This window comes from Terrabacter lapilli (assembly GCF_039531305.1).
GTDB classification, from domain to species: domain Bacteria; phylum Actinomycetota; class Actinomycetes; order Actinomycetales; family Dermatophilaceae; genus Terrabacter; species Terrabacter lapilli.
Window position 1 is genome coordinate 993,165 of the sequence record NZ_BAAAPU010000007.1, and the last position, 16,050, is coordinate 1,009,214.

Consider the following 16,050-nt stretch of genomic DNA (forward strand, 5'->3'; position numbering starts at 1 on the left):
GCGCCTCGCAGGCCCTGACCCCTCAGACCCCTGCGAAGGTGCACGATGACGGACAGAGATTCGGGCGATGCCCGGGCCATCCTGGTCGACCTCCTGCTTCGGAAGGTCGCCGCGGACCGCTTCCCGTCGAACACGATGATGGACTATCTGGAGGAGCTGCTGCTCCCCGACGAGGTCCCGGCATACGTGGCGGTCCTGGCGCAGAAGCTGCGCGACGACCAGTTCCCGAGCATCTCCATGCTCCGCCGCCTCATCGACCTCACCGAGGCCGCCTGACGCTCTCGAACCCTCCTCCCGGGAACGGCTGTTCCACCGGCTGGTCCCGGGTTGAGTGCTGCCGTCCGAAATGGCAGCCATGCACGAAAAGCCTTGTGGCACAGCGTTTTTCCAGCGAACTTTACTGTTACCCGGCTTCTGCAGTGGGGTACCTAGGACCTGAAGGAGGTGGGTCGCGACCTGCAGTCCGGACGGGCAGCATCGCGGCTTGGGTCTATGTCTGTACCGACCAGGATCGTTGTGGGTGTCGCAGGTGGGTATCTCCTCGGGCGCACCAAGAAGCTGCGTCTGGCCCTGGCGCTCGGGGGCATGCTCGCCGGTCGACGGCTGGCATCGCAGGGGCAGGGCCTGCTGGGCCAGGGATCGAAGCTGCTCGAGAGCAACCCTCAGCTGAAGGAGCTGCAGAACCAGGTCACCGGGCAGCTGGTGGGGGTCGCGCGAGAGGCGGCGCTGGTCGCGGCGGCATCGCGCATCGAGGCGCTGACCAAGTCGCTGCAGGAACGCCAGGGCGGTCAGCAGGGCGTAGAGGGCCAGGGCCCGTCCGCAGATCTCGGCGCCGCACTCGGTGGGGTCACGGGTTCGCTCGGGCTGAAGACGCCGGGCAAGGGCAAGGGCAAGGGCGAGGATGAGCCCAGCGAGGACGAGCAGCCCCGGGACCAGGCCGAAGGCCAGGAGTCGAACGACGAGTCCGACGAGGAGTCCGAGGGTCGGCCCCAGGATCGGGCCGACGAGGCCGATGACGATGAGTCGGACGAGGACGAGTCCGACGAGGAGGGCTCGGAGGAGCAGCCTCAGGACCGGACCGACGAGGGCGACGAGGAATCCGAGGAAGGGAAGTCGGAGGGGAAGCCTCAGGGTCGGGCGAACGAGCAGGGGTCGGACGAAGAGTCGGCCCAGGGAGAGTCGGACCAGGAGCGGCCGGCACAGCGCGAGCGCCTCCGCGGGCGGCTGCGCAGGCGGCGGCCTGAGGGGAGCAAGGACCGGTCCAGCTCCGGAGGCTCTTCCGGGGGCTCCGGTGGTTCCGGCGGCTCCGCGCCGTCCGAGGACGAGGCCACGCCTCGGGCCGTGGCCAAGAAGGTCTCCGCCAAGAAGGCCAGCCAGCGCCTGGCCACGAAGGACCGGTGACCGTCATGAGCGAGAGCATCGGGCGTACGCGACTGAAGGACGCCTCGAGCGGCCTCCTGCAAGCACTGGGACAGAAGGTGGTCGGCTCCGTCGGCAACCGGGTGAGCGGACTCACAGAGCGCCTGGAGGGCGTGGCGAGTGGCAGCCCGTCGACCAAGGCGCTCGTCGGCTCCGGCACCGCCGTGGCGAAGGGCGAGAGCCCCGTCATGGGCGCCGTCAAGGGCATGGCCTCGGGCGTCAAGGACAAGGTCACCAACGCCATCCCCGGTCTCGGCGGAAAGTCGGGCGGCTCAGGCTCCAAGACGCCGAAGGCCACGAAAGCCACGAACTTCCAGGAGATCATCGACGTCGGCGTGCCCATCAGGGTCGCCTACAACCAGTGGACGGAGTTCGGCAGCTTCCCGAGCTTCATGAAGAAGGTCAAGACCGTCGACACCTCGGACGACATCAAGTCCACGTGGAAGGCGCAGGTGTTCTGGTCGAGCCGGACGTGGGAGTCCACGATCCTCAAGCAGGTGCCGGACGAGCGCATCGTGTGGCGGTCCAAGGGCCAGAAGGGCCACGTCGACGGGACGGTCACCTTCCACGAGCTGACCCCGACCCTGACGCGCATCGTCGTGGTCCTCGAGTACTACCCCCAGGGGCTCTTCGAGCGCACCGGCAACCTCTGGAGGGCCCAGGGTCGTAGGGCCCGGCTCGAGGTCAAGCACTTCCAGCGGCACGTCATGACCCGCACGATCCTCGACCCGGACAGCGTCGAGGGCTGGCGCGGCACCATCGAGGACAGCGAGGTCGTGACGACGCACGAGGAGGCCCTCGAGCAGGAGCAGCAGCAACGGGAGTCCGAGGAGCGGGAGTCCGAGGAGCGGGAGTCCGAGGAGCGGGAGTCCGAGGAGCAGGCCGGCGGCGAAGAGCCCTCCGAGGAGGAGGGTGCCGAGGACGAGGGCACCGAGCACGAACGTGCCGAGGACGAGGGTGCCGAGGAGGAGAACTCCGAGGAGGGCCGCGCCGAGCGTCGCGAGGACGACACCGAGGACGATACCGAGGACGAGTACGACGAGGAGGGAGACGAGGACTCCGACGAGGACGACGAGTACGAGGACGACGAGTACGAGGACGACGAAGAGGACGAAGAGGACGAGGAGTCCGGCGAGCAGGACTCCGACCAGGACGACGAGTACGAGGACGAGGAGTACGAAGAGGACGAGGACGAGGACGAGGACGACGACGAGGAGGACTCCGAGGACGAGCCCGACGAACCGCCCGTCAGGCGGTCCGCGCAGCGCGGAGCCGCGAAGTGAGCACCAGGAGCAGGAGCCGAGCAGGCGCCGTCAGTGAGCTAGGAGGTTCGGCATGACCGTGCAGACACATCGACGAGGCGGGCAGGGCGGCTACCTGTCGCGGCCCGCGCCGAGTGGCCTCGCCGACGTCATCGACATCATCCTCGACAAGGGGATCGTCATCGACGCCTACGTCCGCGTCTCCTTGGTCGGCATCGAGCTGCTGACCATCGACGCCCGCATCGTCATCGCGAGCGTGGACACGTACCTGCGCTTCGCCGAGGCGACCAACCGGCTCGACCTCTACGAGAAGGGCGGGAAGGACCTGCCCGAGCTGGTCCACGACATGCAGGAACGTGGCGCTTCGGGCAAGACCTCGGGTGCGATCCAAGGGGTGAAGCGGGCGCTGACCCGCGGCGACGACGGGGACGAGAGGGACCGGGATCGCGAGCGTCGTCCTGTCAAGAAGTCGACCTCGTCCTCGGGCTGACGACCGGAGTAGGCCGTGCGGACATCCAGCGCCGTCCCAGCGTCTCGGGGCACCAGCTCGGAGGGGGAGCTCTTCCTCTACGGCATCCTCCCGGCCAAGGACCTGGACGCCGGGACGGCGGCTGCCGTGGAGCTTCGCGGGCTCGACGGTCGACCGGTGGAGTTCGTCCGATCCGGCGACCTGGCCACGGCCGTGACGCTCGTCGACCTCGACCGGCGGCCGGGCCGCCGGGCCGACCTGCTCGCGTACCAATCCGTCCTCGACGGGCTGGCGGGGATCGGCCCGGTCGCCCCGGTCCGTTTCGGGTCGGTGATGCCGGACGCCGACACCGTCGTGGACGAGCTCATGACGCCTGACGCCGACTACTTCGTGGCCCTGCTCGAACGGCTGCGTGGTCGGCGCCAGTTCAACCTCCGCGTCACCCCTGTCGAGGAGGCGGCGCTCGCCGAGCTCGTCGCCGCCGACCCGGAGATCCGCCGCCTGCGCGAGCTCACGCGAGGTCTCCCGGAGGAGGCGTCCTACCGCGACCGGGTGCGCCTGGGCGAGCTGGTGGCGCACGGTCTCGAGCAGCAGAGCGCCCAGGACGCCGACATGGTCCTGGACCTGGTCGCGCCGCTGGCGGACGACCACCTGGTGCGCGGCGCTCCGTCGCCCACGGAGGTCGTCGACGTCGCGCTGCTCGTCGACGACGACCGCAGCGATGAGCTCGTTGACGCGCTCGAGCAGTACGCGGAGGCCTGGCACCCGCGGTTGCGCCTGCGGCTGGTCGGGCCGCTGGCCCCCTACGACTTCGTCGAGGAGGGCTCATGGGCCTGATCAGTGGTCTCCTCACGCTGCCGCTGGCGCCGCTGCGCGGGCTGACGGCCGTGGCCGAGCAGATCCTCCAGCAGGCGGAGGAGATCTACTACGACCCGGCCACCATCCGGAGGGAGCTCGAGGAGCTCGACCGGCTCCGCGAGGACGGCGAGATCGATGACGCGACCGCCACCGCGCGGGAGGACGAGCTCATCGACCGGCTCATGGAGGCCCAGGAGAGGGGGCGCCGTGGCTGACAGCGACAGCACCGCCGAGGACGGGCGCCCGCCCGAGAGCCGGAGCCCCGAGCGACGTCCCCGTGACCCGGACCGTGACCGTGACCGTGACCGTGACCGTGATCATGACGGTGACGGTGCTCCCCGGGCAGCCAGGCGCCCGGTCCGCAGGCGGCCCCGGCAGCCGGACGGTGACGCCCCGGCCACGAAGCCACACCCCGACAACCGGGAAGACGGCGCGCACCGTCGGATGAACGGCCCCAGGGCAGCAGGGCTGGCTGCGATGGTGCTGGCCGAGCTCACCGGCAAGGAGTTCGAGGGCATCGTCGGCATCCGCAAAGCGGGCGACGACTGGTGCGTCGAGGTCGAGGTGCTCGAGATGCGGCGCATCCCGAGCACGACCGACGTCCTCGCCGTCTACGAGGTGACCGTCGACGCGTACGGGGACCTGGTCGGCTACGAGCGCAGGGCGAGGTACGTCCGCGGCGACGCCCGGGAGGAGCGCGAATGACGGAGCGCCCGACGCGTTCACCCGGGGACCCACAAACAGCGGTCCCGGCATCGTCCGGAGCCGGGACCGCGCCTCGGCAGCACTACTCCGCCCAGTCGCCCCAGCCGCGTGGGCCGACCGGGGGCTCGCAGCCGGCGACCCTCGCGGACATCCTCGAGCGGATCCTGGACAAGGGGATCATCATCGCCGGCGACATCCGGATCAACCTCCTCGACATCGAGCTGCTCACCATCAAGCTGCGGCTGCTCGTCGTGTCGGTCGACAAGGCTCACGAGATGGGCATCGACTGGTGGCGGCACGACCCGATGCTGACGGTTCGCGAGCGCGGGCTCGACGAGGAGAACCGGTTGCTGCGCGAGAGGATCGCCCAGCTCGAGAGCCGCGATGGTCGTTCCGAGGACCACGCCGGCTCGCAGCCGGCCGGCGAGTCCGCCTCCTCCGAGGCGAGGTGACGGGATGGACACCCAGGTCGCAGGTGACGTCCCACCGTCCGCCCGTGCCACCGCGCGGTACCTGTATGCCGTGTGCCGGGGCCTGCCCCCAGGTGCCCTTTCGTCGGTGCGGGGCATCGACGGCCGGCCGGTCGAGCCCGTGCCCCACGAGGGGCTCGTCGCCGTGGTCAGCACCGTGGACCTGGCCACCTTCGGGGAAGAGGCGCTGCGGCGCCACCTCGAGGACCTGGCCTGGCTCGAGGCCACGGCCAGAGCCCATGACGCCGTGGTCCATGCGGTCGCCACGCAGGCTCCGACAGCGCCCCTGCGATTCGCGACGATCTGCTTCGACGACGACGCGGTGCGCGCACGGCTGGGCGAGTGGCACGACGCCTTGAGCAGGGCTCTCGACCGGGTCGAGGGCTGCACCGAGTGGAGCGTCAAGGTCCTCGCGCCGCCCGAACAGCCAGCGGCCGCAGGCAGAGCCGCGGGACTGAGCGGTGCCGACTACCTGAGGCTGAAGAAGGCGCAGACCGAGCGGCGCGCCGACGTGCAGGAGCATGCGGCCGCCGCGGCGCTGGCCATCCACGAAGACCTGGCGAGGCGGTCCCGCGCGAGCCGCCGCCTCCCGGCTCAGGACCCGCGCCTGTCCGGTCACCAGGGCACGATGCTGCTCAACGCGGCCTACCTCGTCCCCGACGCGGAGGCCGACGCGTTCGAGGCGGCGCTGACAGGGCTGCGCAGCGACCACGGGGACCTGGTGCTCGACGGCCGCGGCCCGTGGCCGCCGTACTCCTTCGCGATGCTGGATGCCGAGCCGTGAGCACGGTCCACCACCAGGGCATCGTGAGTTCCGGCGGGCCGTCCCGGCCGGTCGGGCGGCCTGCGCGCGAACTTGCTCCCATGGCACTGGTGGACCTGTTGGACCGGCTGCTCGGCTCAGGTGTCGTGGTGGCCGGGGACGTCGTCGTCTCGCTGGCCGGGGTGGACCTCGTGGAGATCAGGCTGCACCTGATGATCAGCGCCGTGCGAGCCGAGATGGCGCGGGACCGAACGGCGGCGCAGGGATGAGCGGCGGCGCCGGGATGAGCGGCGGGGCCGCGGGGAGCGAGTGGCGGTGGGAGGACCTCGTCGGCCGCGCGCCCGACGGGAGCGTCCGCGACCCGCTGGCAGCCCTTCCTCGCGCCCAGCTGCCGCAGCGGCTCGAGACCGACGCCGATGCCGTCGCCCGGGACCTGCTCAAGCTGGTCCTGACGATCATCGAGCTCATCCGGCAGCTCATGGAGAAGCAGGCCCTGCGACGGGTGGAGGAGGGCGACCTCACCGACGAGCAGGTCGAAGGGCTCGGACAGGGGCTGATGCACCTGGAGCAGGCCATGGACGAGCTGAAGGAGCGCTACGGCCTGACAGCGGACGACCTGAACCTGGACCTCGGGCCGCTGGGCACGCTGTTGTAGGTGCCGCCCGCCCCACGCAGTCACGCGGAGGTCAGTACACCCGCGGCATGGCCCTGTTGCGGCCCGCGGTCCGCAGCTGCACGAGGCCGGTGAGGTCCTGGCGTTCGAGCGCCGCCTGCAGCTCGCCCGTCACCGCGTCGGCAGCTGCCGCCACGGTGCGCAGGTCAGCGCCCCGCTCGATGGTGGCGTCGAAGTGGGCCACGAGCTGGCCGCGGTCGTGGTCGATGCGTCCCCTGGCCGACCGCACGCCCGGCGTCCGGGCCAGCGCGTCGGCCGTCGCGTCGACGACGGGCCCGGCCGCCACGTGGAGCCTTCCCTGGGGCCCTGACCCGGGCAGTGAGAGGTGGCTGATGCCGCGACGGGGCAGGTGTGCGACGAGCCAGCGGAGACCGAGCAGGACGAGGATGAGTCCGGCGAGACCGAGCGCCCACGGCCACCACTGCTGCCGGGGCCACCAGCGGATGGCGCTGAGGTCCACCCGGGTCGGGACGGACCCCAGCCGGCCGGCCCACCAGAGGATGCCGAGCACGCCGAGGGTGACGAGCACGAGGCCCACCAGGGCGGTCATGACCCGGTCGAGGGCCAGGGTTGCACGGCTCATCGCTTCTGCCTCTCGGTGGTGACCCTGACAGCGGGCTGGGTGGCCAGGGGCTCCAGACGCTGGGTGACCGTGTCGCGCACACGGTCCGCCACGTCGGCCTCGCCGGTCGAACGGATGCTGACGGCCACGCGACGCGGCGTCGCCGAGACGCGGACGCCGAGCACGCCGTCGACGGCCTCGGCCGCGGTCTCCACCAGACGCGTCACGTCCCGCGGACGCAGGAAGACGCCCGTCTCGGCCGTGACGACGGTGACCTTGGGCCCGGAGCGGATCAGGGCCTTGACGAGCAGCGCCAGGCCGAGCAGGCCGAGCAGCACCCCGGCGACGACGGTCCACGTCTGCGGCCGCAGCCCCTGCACGGCCGTCGCCAGCTCGTGCAGGAGCGGGCTGCCACCGATCAGGTCTGCATAGATCAGGGCGTCACGCACCGCGAGGACTCCCACGGCGGTCAGCAGCACCGCGAGCGTGATGCCCAGAGCGGCGGTGCCACGCGTACGCCGGGGCGTCCTGGCAGGCGGCATCGCCGGGTGGTCGGCGCCAGCGGGGGCGGGCCGGCTCAGGCCGGTGTCCGTCTGGCTCATTGGACCCTCCTGTGCTCGGTCCCCGCGGGCGAGACCGTCGCGATGGTCACGTCCACGGCATCGACCTTCACCCCGAGCAGGCTCGTGAGCCGCTCGCTCACGTGTTCGCGCACCTCCGCCGCCGTGCGTGCCAGCGGGATCGGCCAGGTGACGGCGATGTCGACGTCGACGCGCGCATGGCCACCGGCCATCTGCGCCTTCACGTTGGGGTACTGCCGCCCGACGACGCCCTCGAGGCTGGAGCCGACGGAGCGCACGCCTCTCACCTCGCACGCCGCGATGTGGGCCACGCGCTCGACGACCCGCTCGGCGATGTCCAGCCGTCCCCGTTCGCCGGGCTCGGCCAGGCCGACCTCACCGGACGCGGCCGTCGCTCCTGCCGGCAGGGGCTGCGGGGGAGCAGCGACCTCAGTCACGGCGACGGCCACCCATCAGCCTGGAGAGGTCGAGGCTCCCGTCGAGCTGGCCCCCGACCACGAAGCCGACGGCTCCGAGGACGAGGGCGAGGAGGAAGCCGGTGAAGCCACCTGTTGCGGCGGCGATCCCGAGCAGCAGGCCGGCGAGGAGGCCGATGGATGAGCTGGGCATGGAAGTCTCCTTCGACAGAAACGGCAGTCCGCGGAACGGGCCGACGCGGGTTCAGATGTCCGTGGTGCGTCTGGCTCCGGGGAACGAGCGCGGGAGCCGGCTGCGGAAGGTCCGGACGACCCGACGGGTGCGGCGGGTCAGGCGCATGGGGGAGCCGCGCCAGGTCCGGACCACCACGACCTCCGACACGCCGTTCGACCAGCCGCGGCCGCGTCGCCCCGAGTGGTCCTCGATGCCGAACGCCGCGTCCACGGCGGCCAGCGACGCGAGGTAGGCATTGACGTCGCCGCCCCTGTCCGGGTGGTGCGTCGCCGCGGCTCGCCGCCGCAGACGCGACCACTCGGTGCGCGCGAGGGGGTCGACGGGCCCGGCCGGTGGCATCAGGTCACCCGCCGGTCCATCGCCCCGACAGGGTCCGTGACGTCTTCGACGACGACGTCGACCGGACCGTGGGTGACCGTGAAGACCGCCTCACGCACCAGCGCCGCCGTGGCGGGCACGGGAACGCCCCACGCCAGCACGAGGTGCACCGTCGTGACCTCCGGCCTCAGCTGGACCCCGCTGACCGTGCGACCCGGGTAGTAGGTGGCGGCCTGCCCGAAGGCACCGCTGTGCAGACCCACGACGCCGGGCACCGCGCGGACCGCCGCGGCCACGGCGTATGCGGTGTCGATGGACCCGGGGTCGGTCGGCACCGTGCCCGGTGGGGTGGCCGTCGGCGTGGTGTCGGTCGGCGTGGTGTCGGTGGGCGCGGGCCGGCCTGCCGCGCCCGGCTCGCCGGTCACTGGACGCGAGGCTCCGACTGCTGCGACTGGTCCTGGTCCTGGCCGTCGCTCTCGAGATAGACGTCCTGAACCTCGATGTTGACCTCGGTCACCTGGAGGCTGGTCATCCCCTCGATCGAGGCGATGACGTTGCGGCGGATGCCCTGGGCCAGGTCGGCGATGGAGACGCCGTACTCGGCCACCAGCTGGAGGTCCACGGCCGCCTGGCGTTCGCCCACCTCGACGGCGACGCCCTGGCCCTGGTTGGTGCGGCCGCCGGGGATGCGTTCGCGGATCGCACCCACCGCCCGGGCGGCTCCACCCCCAAGCGCGTGCACTCCCGGCACCTCGCGAGCCGCGATGCCGGCGATCTTGGCCACGACCGTGTCGGCGATGGTGGTCCTGCCCTGCTCGGTGACGAGCGGGGACAGGGCGGTGCTGGCGCTGCTGCCGGCGCCGACGTTCGAGCTCCCCGCGCTGGTCTGGATGTCGCTGCTGGCTTCGCTCATCTCGGACTCCTTGAGATCGGGTCGGATGCGGCTGACGTCCGAGCCCCGGAGCCAACCGAGCCCTACGACATCGCCTACCTGGGTAAGTACCCACCAGCATGCGGCACGGACCGCTCGGGGGCGTGAGGATCGGACCGTGCTGGTGCCACCACGGGGCCGTGGGCTCCCTGGACATGCAGGAGGCACGATGAAACCACTGCGTTGGCTGTTGGCAGGTCTGGTCTGGGTGGTCGCAGGACTGCTCGGCCTGGTGGGCGCCCTGCTGTGCGTCACCATCATCCTGCTGCCGCTGGGCATCCCGCTGCTGATGCTCACCCGTCGGCTCTTCTCGTGGGGGGCCGCGCTCGTGCTGCCCCGCGCCGCACGCCATCCGGTCCAGGAGGCGGCGGACGCGCTCGCGCGCGGGACGAAGGACGCCGGGAAGAGCGTGAAGGGTGCCGGGAAGCAGGTGTCGCGCCGCTCGAGGCGGGCGAGGAAGAAGGCGGCCCGCACCGTCGACGCAGTGAACCCCACGGCATGAGCGTCCACGGCCGGGTGCCGGTGCGGGGAGGCGCCTGATGACCGAGAGGGCCGTCGTGCGCAAGCGCGGGGGCGGCTACCTGTCCCGGCCCGCCCCGAGCGGGCTCGCCGACGTCATCGAGATCGTCCTCGGCAAGGGCATCGTCATCGACGCCTACCTGCGGGTGTCGCTGCTCGGCATCGAGCTGCTGACCGTCGACGCGCGGGTGGTCGTCGCGAGCGTCGACACGTACCTGCGGTTCGCCGAGAGCACGAACCGGCTCGACCTCGAGGCGCAGGGCCCACCCAGCCTGGTCGATCTGGCGATCGAGGGTGGCGGCAAGGCGATCGAGTCCGTCGCGGCGACCGTGGTCGAGCACAAGATCGAAGGTGTGGTCGAGTCGGTCGAGGACAAGGTCGCGGGCGCGGTCGATTCGGCGCAGGAGGTGGTGGAGCAGACCGTGGAGAAGGTGAGGGACGTCGCCGGTGCGGTCGCGGACAAGACGCGCGAGGTGGTCGACAAGCTCACGCCGGACGACGGTGACGAGGACGAGGACGACGGGAGCTGAGCGAGTGGGTCCTGCCGGCGCGGCGAACCGCGCGGGTGTCCGTCAGCCGAGCGAAAGCTCCACACGCAGGGCCTGGTGGTCCGAGACGGGCAGCCGCAGCGCCTCCCCGCCGAAGGCGGTCACCGGTCCGCGCAGCAGCACGTGGTCGATCTGCTGCGTCGGGGACTCCGCGGGGAAGGTCGGCACTGACGCGGCCGCCCGCATGCCCGTCAGGCGCCCGGCGCGCTCCGGCTCCATGTTGAGGTCACCGACGAGCACCAGGGGACCCTTCTCGTCGGCGACGCTCGCGACGAGGTGGCGCAGCTGGCGGCGGTTCCACCAGTCGATGAACGACAGGTGCGTGTTGACGACGGTCACCGGCCCTGCGGGGGAGTCGATGTCCGCGACCACGGCCACCCTCGGCTCGTCCCGCACGAGCACGGGCCACCGCTGGCCCTTGAAGCGCATCGGCACGCGAGCGGGCACGGGCGCCAGCCGCACGACCCGCCACCCGCGCACCGGGTGGCGCGACAGCAGCGCGATGCCGTAAGCCGCCGCGTCGGGCTGCTCGTCGCCCGTGGCCGCCACCCACGTGGCGCCCGGGCTGCCCGACAGGGCCGCGACGAACCGGTGGTCCGAGGCCCCCATGACCTCGGCCGCGACGGCCGTGAGGTCGGCGTTGTCGGAGCGGTGCTGGTTGCGGTCGACCTCCTGCAGGGCCAGCACGTCGCAGTCGAGCCGTCGGACCGCCTCGCGGAAGCCTGCCAGGTCGACGTGCTGGTCGGTCGGCACACGCCCGTTGAGGATGTTGAACGTCGCGACTCTCATGGGTGTCGCCTACCCGTCGGCTGCCGCCGGTCACCCACGGTCGGCAGGCGCCGGACCTCGCCGTGCGGCATACGGCCTCGGGAGGGGTAGGCGGAGGGCATGGGAGCCGACAACACCTCCGACCTGCGGGAGGCCCTCAAGACGGTCGCCGTCGCGCTGAAGCACACCGGCCTGCCCTTCGCGCTCATGGGCGGGTATGCCGCGTGGGCCCGGGGCGGGCCCGAACCCGACCACGACGTCGACTTCCTCGTCGCCGATGAGGACGCGGTCGAGGTGGCCGCGCGCCTGGCCGACCAGGACCTCGACGTCGTGCAGCCGCCCGAGGACTGGCTCTTCAAGGTTTACACGCAGGGCGCCATGGTGGACGTCATCCACCGTCCGGTCGGTGGGCCCGCCGACCGGGAGGAGGTGCTCCGGGCCACGCCGATGGACGTGCTGTCGGTCGAGATGCCCGTGCAGGACGCGACCGACCTCGTGGTGCACAAGCTCAACTCCCTCGACGAGCACTACTGCGACCTCTCGGTGGTGCTGCCCACCCTGCGGGCGCTGCGCGAGCAGGTCGACTGGGCCCGGGTGGCCACGCAGACCGCCGACAACGACTTCGCCGCCGCAGTGATGTTCCTGCTCGAGCGCCTGGGCGTCGTCGGTGCCCGGGCGTAACCGGGCGGAACCGCTCTTGACACGACATCGGCGGCACCCCAGACTGCCGGTTGGCTCGGTGGCCCTGTGGCCTGGCCAATCTCCCACAGCGAGGTCAGGCGGCACGAGGACAGGGCCCGCTTCCTGACCCCACCCGGCCGCGGCGCCGAACGCGACCGCCGACACGCCCCGAGAGAAGCGCCCCATGTCGCACACCCCCGACCTCGTCCTCGACGAGGAGCAGACGGTCCGGGCCGGTCGCCCCGGACCGCTGCACCGTTTCACCGACCTCTCCGTCCGCTACGTCGAGAAGTGGATGCCGGACCCCTACCTGTTCGCCGTCATCCTCACCATCGTCGTCGTCGCCCTCATCTTCGCGTTCGTGCCGGACGCGAGCCTCGGGGGCGTCGTCGACGGCTGGTACAAGGGCGTCTGGGGCGAGGGCAACATCTTCACCTTCGCCATGCAGATGATCCTCATCCTCGTCGGCGGCTACACCCTCGCCGAGGCCCCGCTCGTCAAGCGCGGCCTGCAGTGGCTCGCGAGCAAGCCGAACAACCAGGCCCAGGGCGGGCTGCTCTGCTTCGGTGTGGCAGCCCTCGCGTGCGTCGTCAACTGGGGCCTCGGACTGGTGGTCGGCGCCCTGCTGGCCCGCCAGGTCTTCGCGCGACTGCGCAGCGTCAACTTCGCCTACCTCGTCGCCGCCGGCTACATGGGCTACATGGTGTGGACCTCGGGCCTGTCGAGCTCGATCGCCCTGGCCAACACCGACAAGACGAGCAAGCTCAACATCATCTGGACGCAGACCCACCAGCTGGTGCCGCTCAGCGACACGATCTTCCGGCCCTACAGCTTCCTGCCGATGCTCGTGCTGGCCATCGTGATCGGCCTGCTCGTCCACCGCATGTCGCCGCGCCCCCAGGCCACCACCGAGCAGGCGGACGTCGACCGGGAGGCCCTGCTCGCGCTCGACCTTCCCCACGACGAACGCGACGAGCGGTCGGGCGGGCCCCGCACCTTCGCCGAGCGCCTCGAGAACCTCTGGATCCTCAACGTCCTGGTCTTCGTGGCGGGCATCGCCTACTTCGTCCGCAGCGGCTTCAAGCTCAACATCGGCTCGATGGTGATGCTCTTCTTCATCCTCGGCGCGCTCTTCCACTGGACGCCGATGCGCTTCATCCGGTCCTTCACCGAGGCCGCCAAGACCTCCGGACCGCTGCTGCTGCAGTACCCCCTCTACGGCGGCATCATCGGCCTGCTCGGCTACACCCCGCACTCGGGCGTGCACCCGCTCCAGACCGTCATCGCCTCGGCGATCGTGTCGCACGCGACCTACTACACCCTGCCGTTCCTCAACTACCTCGCCTCGGTCGTCATCTCCCTCTTCGTCCCCTCCGGCGGAGGCCACTGGGGCGTGCAGGGCCCCGTCGCCGTCGACGCGGCGGTCCAGCTCGGCCAGACCTCGCCTGCCTACCTCGGCAAGATCTCGATGTCCGTGGCCAACGGCGAGGCCGTGGCCAACATGATCCAGCCGTTCTGGCTGCTGCCAGTCCTCGCGATCGCCAAGCTCAACATCCGCCGGGTGATGGGCTTCACCGTCGTCGCCTTCGTCGTCGGCTTCGTGGTGCTCGGCCTCGGCAGCCTCCTCATGCCGCTCCTACCCTGAGACCCATGAGCGACGCCGCAACCGACGAGCCGACGCCTGACCAGGCCGACCAGGCCGCCCTGGTCGGGCACTCGGCGCTCGAGCTCTCCGACCTCATCCACCGGCGGGAGGTGAGCTGCGTCGAGGTGATGTCCGCGCACCTGGCGCAGATCGAGCGTTACAACCCGGTCCTCAACGCGATCGTCGCGCTCCGCGACGGCGCCGAGCTGCTCGCCGAGGCCCGGGAGCGGGACGAGGAGCTGGCCGCCGGGCGCAGCCGCGGGTGGATGCACGGCTTCCCGCACGCCGTGAAGGACCTGGCCGCGGCCAAGGGTCTGCCCCACACGTCGGGTTCGCGGATCTTCGCCGACCGGGTCGCCGAGGCCGACGACGTGGCCGTCGCCCGCATCCGGGCCGCGGGAGCGATTCTCATCGGCAAGACGAACACCCCCGAGTTCGGGCTCGGGTCGCAGAGCTACAACGAGGTGTGGGGCACCACCGCGAACCCCTACGACACCTCGCGAACGGCGGGTGGCAGCAGCGGTGGCGGGGCCGCCGCCCTGGCCGCGCGGATGGTTCCGGTCGCCGACGGGTCCGACAACATGGGCTCGCTGCGCAACCCGCCGGCCTTCAACCACGTCGTCGGCCTGCGCCCCTCCTGGGGCCGCGTCCCCGAGCCGGGATTCGTGCCCTACGGCAGCGTCAACGGGCCCATGGGCCGCACCGCGGCCGACGTGGCGCGGCTGCTCTCGACGATGGCCGGCCCCGACGCCGGCGCGCCGCTGTCCCTCGACGACGACCCGTCGACGCTGGCGGCCGGCCTCGAGCGGGACTTCGCCGGGACGCGGATCGCCTGGGTCGGCGACTGGGACGGCCACCTCGCCACGGAGCCGGGGGTGCTCGCCCTGTGCGAGTCGGCCCTCGCCACGTTCGAGAGGCTCGGCTGCGAGGTCGAGCCGACGTTGCCGGCATACGCCCCCGAGGAGATCTGGCGCTCCTACCTGGCCTGGCGTGCCTGGGGGAACCTGCGCCACGCCGACCTCTACGATGACCCGGCGACGCGGGCACTGATGAAGCCCGAGCTCGTGTGGGAGATCGAGTACGGCCTTCGGCTCAGCGCCCGTGACCTCACGCGCGCGGCCGCCGCCAGGGACGCCTGGTATGCCGCCCTCGCCGACCTGCTCGAACGCTACGACTTCGTCGTGGCCCCCAGCGCGCAGGTCTTCCCCTTCGACAAGTCGGTGCACTGGCCCGACCAGATCGACGGCCGCCCCATGGACACCTACCACCGCTGGATGGAGACGGTCGTCCCGTGGACGATGTCGACCCATCCGGTCGCGGCGGTGCCGGCGGGGTTCGACCCTCGCGGGCTGCCGACCGGGATCCAGCTCGTCGGGAGGCGCCACGACGACCACGGCGTCCTGCAGCTCGCGCACGCGTACGAGGGGGAGAGCCCCGTCATGGACGGCACCCCTCCGCCTTTGCTCAGGCGGGTGCCGGGAGGGCGCTGACGCTCACCGCTGCCGAGACACGTGCAGTGGCGCGTCCCGGTCCGCGGGCCTCTCGGCTCCGCGGACCGGGGGGTCGGCGCGGCGGTCAGGGCACGGGGTCGTGCTCGTGGCCCGGCGCCTCCTTCGCTTCGTCGTGGTGCCTGTCCTGGTGCCTGTCCTGGTGCCTGTTCTGGTGCCTGTCGTGGTGGCCGCCACCTGCGTGCGGCTGCGACTCCAGCGTCTCGAAGAGGGTCTGGCTGTAGGTCTGGAAGCCGAGCATCGCCTCCACCCACTCGCGCTCGCGCTCCACGGACCCGTTGCGCGCGTCGCCCAGCTCGCCAAGCGTGGCCAGGCGCCGGTGCAGCTCGTCGGTGAGGACCGCACCGAGGAAGGTGGTGAGGTCCTCGGCCGAGCCCGACTCGATGGCCTCCTCCGTGAGCGGGATCACCGGGCCGACGTCGAGTCCGGCCGGCTGCAGCCCGGTGAACGCGGCGCCCTCGCCCTCCCGGTGCAGCCGCACGACCGTCTCGAAGAAGAGGCGCTCGGCCACGAGCCGCGCCCCGTGGCCGAGGGCGCGCACGGGCAGGACCGCCTCGAAGGTCGCCCGGACCTCGTCCTCGGCGCTCGCCGGGACGTACGCGAGTGCCGGCGTGACCTCGCCGGTCTCCAACGCGTGGCGTGCCGCCCGGACGACGGGCCCGTCCAGCGAGTCGCAGTGCGGGGGCATGGTCCCCTCCTTCGCGTCGTCCTGCTTGTCC

General features: G+C 71.7%; 25 protein-coding genes. 16 read left to right on the plus strand and 9 right to left on the minus strand.

Annotation, left to right across the window (positions count from 1 at the left end; translation table 11 throughout):
* Positions 1-45 precede the first annotated feature (45 nt).
* The 11 genes from ABD241_RS12520 to ABD241_RS12570 all read left to right on the plus strand — a co-directional run bounded on the left by ABD241_RS12520 (position 46) and on the right by ABD241_RS12570 (position 6,601).
* Positions 46-276: a hypothetical protein gene (locus ABD241_RS12520; protein WP_142181040.1), complete on the plus strand. Its 231-nt coding sequence runs from the start codon at positions 46-48 to the stop codon at positions 274-276.
* A 240-nt stretch (positions 277-516) separates the two neighbouring features.
* Positions 517-1,401: a hypothetical protein gene (locus ABD241_RS12525; protein WP_344062829.1), complete on the plus strand. Its 885-nt coding sequence runs from the start codon at positions 517-519 to the stop codon at positions 1,399-1,401.
* A 5-nt stretch (positions 1,402-1,406) separates the two neighbouring features.
* Complete coding sequence (locus ABD241_RS12530) at positions 1,407-2,702, plus strand: SRPBCC family protein (RefSeq protein ID WP_344062833.1); 1,296 nt, start codon at positions 1,407-1,409, stop codon at positions 2,700-2,702.
* A 52-nt stretch (positions 2,703-2,754) separates the two neighbouring features.
* Positions 2,755-3,171: a gas vesicle protein GvpJ gene (gene gvpJ / locus ABD241_RS12535; protein ID WP_344062836.1), complete on the plus strand. Its 417-nt coding sequence runs from the start codon at positions 2,755-2,757 to the stop codon at positions 3,169-3,171.
* Positions 3,172-3,186: 15 nt separating this feature from the next.
* A complete protein-coding gene (locus ABD241_RS12540; RefSeq protein WP_344062839.1) occupies positions 3,187-3,987 on the plus strand; it encodes a GvpL/GvpF family gas vesicle protein in 801 nt (266 codons plus the stop codon).
* Positions 3,978-4,223, plus strand: a complete 246-nt coding sequence (locus tag ABD241_RS12545; RefSeq protein WP_344062842.1) for a gas vesicle protein GvpG — start codon at positions 3,978-3,980, stop codon at positions 4,221-4,223. Before ABD241_RS12540 ends, ABD241_RS12545 begins: the two co-directional genes overlap by 10 nt.
* A complete protein-coding gene (locus tag ABD241_RS12550) occupies positions 4,144-4,713 on the plus strand; it encodes a gas vesicle protein GvpO (RefSeq protein WP_344062845.1) in 570 nt (189 codons plus the stop codon). Before ABD241_RS12545 ends, ABD241_RS12550 begins: the two co-directional genes overlap by 80 nt.
* Entirely contained in the window at positions 4,710-5,165 is a 456-nt protein-coding gene (locus tag ABD241_RS12555; protein WP_344062848.1) for a gas vesicle protein, read from the plus strand. Before ABD241_RS12550 ends, ABD241_RS12555 begins: the two co-directional genes overlap by 4 nt.
* Before the next feature lie 4 nt (positions 5,166-5,169).
* A complete protein-coding gene (locus ABD241_RS12560; RefSeq protein WP_344062851.1) occupies positions 5,170-5,967 on the plus strand; it encodes a GvpL/GvpF family gas vesicle protein in 798 nt (265 codons plus the stop codon).
* 80 nt (positions 5,968-6,047) lie between these two features.
* Complete coding sequence (gene gvpJ / locus ABD241_RS12565; protein ID WP_344062854.1) at positions 6,048-6,215, plus strand: gas vesicle protein GvpJ; 168 nt, start codon at positions 6,048-6,050, stop codon at positions 6,213-6,215.
* Entirely contained in the window at positions 6,212-6,601 is a 390-nt protein-coding gene (locus ABD241_RS12570; protein ID WP_344062857.1) for a gas vesicle protein K, read from the plus strand. Before gvpJ (ABD241_RS12565) ends, ABD241_RS12570 begins: the two co-directional genes overlap by 4 nt.
* Before the next feature lie 31 nt (positions 6,602-6,632).
* Here ABD241_RS12570 and ABD241_RS12575 read toward each other — a convergent pair whose 3' ends face one another.
* Genes ABD241_RS12575 through ABD241_RS12605 form a run of 7 tightly spaced genes read right to left on the minus strand, consistent with a single transcriptional unit; the run spans position 6,633 to position 9,644 of the window.
* On the minus strand, positions 6,633-7,202 hold the full coding sequence (locus tag ABD241_RS12575) for an Asp23/Gls24 family envelope stress response protein (protein ID WP_344062860.1): 570 nt from the start codon (positions 7,200-7,202) through the stop codon (positions 6,633-6,635).
* The gene (locus tag ABD241_RS12580; protein WP_344062863.1) at positions 7,199-7,783 is read right to left on the minus strand and encodes a DUF6286 domain-containing protein; all 585 of its coding nucleotides are present in this window, start codon (positions 7,781-7,783) and stop codon (positions 7,199-7,201) included. Before ABD241_RS12580 ends, ABD241_RS12575 begins: the two co-directional genes overlap by 4 nt.
* Positions 7,780-8,199, minus strand: coding sequence for an Asp23/Gls24 family envelope stress response protein (locus ABD241_RS12585; RefSeq protein WP_344062866.1), 420 nt, complete (start codon positions 8,197-8,199; stop codon positions 7,780-7,782). The genes ABD241_RS12580 and ABD241_RS12585 overlap by 4 nt, the downstream gene beginning before the upstream one ends.
* On the minus strand, positions 8,192-8,371 hold the full coding sequence (locus ABD241_RS12590) for a DUF2273 domain-containing protein (RefSeq protein ID WP_344062869.1): 180 nt from the start codon (positions 8,369-8,371) through the stop codon (positions 8,192-8,194). Before ABD241_RS12590 ends, ABD241_RS12585 begins: the two co-directional genes overlap by 8 nt.
* A gap of 51 nt (positions 8,372-8,422) precedes the next feature.
* A complete protein-coding gene (locus ABD241_RS12595) occupies positions 8,423-8,752 on the minus strand; it encodes a hypothetical protein (protein WP_344062871.1) in 330 nt (109 codons plus the stop codon).
* Positions 8,752-9,156, minus strand: coding sequence for a hypothetical protein (locus ABD241_RS12600; RefSeq protein WP_344062873.1), 405 nt, complete (start codon positions 9,154-9,156; stop codon positions 8,752-8,754). The genes ABD241_RS12595 and ABD241_RS12600 overlap by 1 nt, the downstream gene beginning before the upstream one ends.
* Complete coding sequence (locus tag ABD241_RS12605) at positions 9,153-9,644, minus strand: Asp23/Gls24 family envelope stress response protein (protein ID WP_344062876.1); 492 nt, start codon at positions 9,642-9,644, stop codon at positions 9,153-9,155. The genes ABD241_RS12600 and ABD241_RS12605 overlap by 4 nt, the downstream gene beginning before the upstream one ends.
* A gap of 187 nt (positions 9,645-9,831) precedes the next feature.
* Between ABD241_RS12605 and ABD241_RS12610 the strand changes: the two genes are divergently transcribed.
* Together ABD241_RS12610 and gvpJ (ABD241_RS20685) are read left to right on the plus strand one after the other, a co-directional pair.
* Positions 9,832-10,164 carry a hypothetical protein gene (locus ABD241_RS12610; RefSeq protein ID WP_344062879.1) on the plus strand — a complete coding sequence of 111 codons (333 nt, stop codon included), beginning with the start codon at positions 9,832-9,834 and terminating at the stop codon, positions 10,162-10,164.
* Positions 10,165-10,201: 37 nt separating this feature from the next.
* Positions 10,202-10,711, plus strand: a complete 510-nt coding sequence (gvpJ, locus tag ABD241_RS20685) for a gas vesicle protein GvpJ (protein ID WP_425580757.1) — start codon at positions 10,202-10,204, stop codon at positions 10,709-10,711.
* A gap of 42 nt (positions 10,712-10,753) precedes the next feature.
* On the opposite strand, the gene ABD241_RS12620 is transcribed toward gvpJ (ABD241_RS20685), so the two are convergent.
* Complete coding sequence (locus tag ABD241_RS12620) at positions 10,754-11,518, minus strand: endonuclease/exonuclease/phosphatase family protein (RefSeq protein ID WP_344062882.1); 765 nt, start codon at positions 11,516-11,518, stop codon at positions 10,754-10,756.
* 99 nt (positions 11,519-11,617) lie between these two features.
* Between ABD241_RS12620 and ABD241_RS12625 the strand changes: the two genes are divergently transcribed.
* The 3 genes from ABD241_RS12625 to ABD241_RS12635 all read left to right on the plus strand — a co-directional run bounded on the left by ABD241_RS12625 (position 11,618) and on the right by ABD241_RS12635 (position 15,313).
* On the plus strand, positions 11,618-12,178 hold the full coding sequence (locus tag ABD241_RS12625) for a nucleotidyltransferase family protein (RefSeq protein WP_344062885.1): 561 nt from the start codon (positions 11,618-11,620) through the stop codon (positions 12,176-12,178).
* A gap of 184 nt (positions 12,179-12,362) precedes the next feature.
* The gene (locus tag ABD241_RS12630; RefSeq protein WP_344062888.1) at positions 12,363-13,823 is read left to right on the plus strand and encodes a TIGR00366 family protein; all 1,461 of its coding nucleotides are present in this window, start codon (positions 12,363-12,365) and stop codon (positions 13,821-13,823) included.
* Between the two features lie 5 nt (positions 13,824-13,828).
* A complete protein-coding gene (locus ABD241_RS12635) occupies positions 13,829-15,313 on the plus strand; it encodes an amidase (protein WP_344062890.1) in 1,485 nt (494 codons plus the stop codon).
* A gap of 85 nt (positions 15,314-15,398) precedes the next feature.
* On the opposite strand, the gene ABD241_RS12640 is transcribed toward ABD241_RS12635, so the two are convergent.
* Positions 15,399-16,019, minus strand: coding sequence for a DUF6448 family protein (locus ABD241_RS12640; protein ID WP_344062893.1), 621 nt, complete (start codon positions 16,017-16,019; stop codon positions 15,399-15,401).
* Between the last annotated feature and the right edge of the window lie 31 nt (positions 16,020-16,050).

What these genes read in the sequence shown, in the direction of transcription:
- gvpJ (WP_425580757.1), top strand. Translation starts at nt 10,202, where the DNA reads ATGACCGAGAGGGCCGTCGTGCGCAAGCGCGGGGGCGGCTACCTGTCC.
- ABD241_RS12560 (WP_344062851.1), top strand. Translation starts at nt 5,170, where the DNA reads ATGGACACCCAGGTCGCAGGTGACGTCCCACCGTCCGCCCGTGCCACC.
- gvpJ (WP_344062836.1), top strand. Translation starts at nt 2,755, where the DNA reads ATGACCGTGCAGACACATCGACGAGGCGGGCAGGGCGGCTACCTGTCG.
- ABD241_RS12520 (WP_142181040.1), top strand. Translation starts at nt 46, where the DNA reads ATGACGGACAGAGATTCGGGCGATGCCCGGGCCATCCTGGTCGACCTC.
- ABD241_RS12530 (WP_344062833.1), top strand. Translation starts at nt 1,407, where the DNA reads ATGAGCGAGAGCATCGGGCGTACGCGACTGAAGGACGCCTCGAGCGGC.
- ABD241_RS12620 (WP_344062882.1), bottom strand. Translation starts at nt 11,518, where the DNA reads ATGAGAGTCGCGACGTTCAACATCCTCAACGGGCGTGTGCCGACCGAC.
- ABD241_RS12595 (WP_344062871.1), bottom strand. Translation starts at nt 8,752, where the DNA reads ATGCCACCGGCCGGGCCCGTCGACCCCCTCGCGCGCACCGAGTGGTCG.
- ABD241_RS12545 (WP_344062842.1), top strand. Translation starts at nt 3,978, where the DNA reads ATGGGCCTGATCAGTGGTCTCCTCACGCTGCCGCTGGCGCCGCTGCGC.
- ABD241_RS12550 (WP_344062845.1), top strand. Translation starts at nt 4,144, where the DNA reads ATGACGCGACCGCCACCGCGCGGGAGGACGAGCTCATCGACCGGCTCA.
- ABD241_RS12555 (WP_344062848.1), top strand. Translation starts at nt 4,710, where the DNA reads ATGACGGAGCGCCCGACGCGTTCACCCGGGGACCCACAAACAGCGGTC.
- ABD241_RS12590 (WP_344062869.1), bottom strand. Translation starts at nt 8,371, where the DNA reads ATGCCCAGCTCATCCATCGGCCTCCTCGCCGGCCTGCTGCTCGGGATC.
- ABD241_RS12625 (WP_344062885.1), top strand. Translation starts at nt 11,618, where the DNA reads ATGGGAGCCGACAACACCTCCGACCTGCGGGAGGCCCTCAAGACGGTC.
- gvpJ (WP_344062854.1), top strand. Translation starts at nt 6,048, where the DNA reads ATGGCACTGGTGGACCTGTTGGACCGGCTGCTCGGCTCAGGTGTCGTG.
- ABD241_RS12610 (WP_344062879.1), top strand. Translation starts at nt 9,832, where the DNA reads ATGAAACCACTGCGTTGGCTGTTGGCAGGTCTGGTCTGGGTGGTCGCA.
- ABD241_RS12635 (WP_344062890.1), top strand. Translation starts at nt 13,829, where the DNA reads ATGAGCGACGCCGCAACCGACGAGCCGACGCCTGACCAGGCCGACCAG.
- ABD241_RS12575 (WP_344062860.1), bottom strand. Translation starts at nt 7,202, where the DNA reads ATGAGCCGTGCAACCCTGGCCCTCGACCGGGTCATGACCGCCCTGGTG.
- ABD241_RS12580 (WP_344062863.1), bottom strand. Translation starts at nt 7,783, where the DNA reads ATGAGCCAGACGGACACCGGCCTGAGCCGGCCCGCCCCCGCTGGCGCC.
- ABD241_RS12640 (WP_344062893.1), bottom strand. Translation starts at nt 16,019, where the DNA reads ATGCCCCCGCACTGCGACTCGCTGGACGGGCCCGTCGTCCGGGCGGCA.
- ABD241_RS12630 (WP_344062888.1), top strand. Translation starts at nt 12,363, where the DNA reads ATGTCGCACACCCCCGACCTCGTCCTCGACGAGGAGCAGACGGTCCGG.
- ABD241_RS12605 (WP_344062876.1), bottom strand. Translation starts at nt 9,644, where the DNA reads ATGAGCGAAGCCAGCAGCGACATCCAGACCAGCGCGGGGAGCTCGAAC.
- ABD241_RS12570 (WP_344062857.1), top strand. Translation starts at nt 6,212, where the DNA reads ATGAGCGGCGGCGCCGGGATGAGCGGCGGGGCCGCGGGGAGCGAGTGG.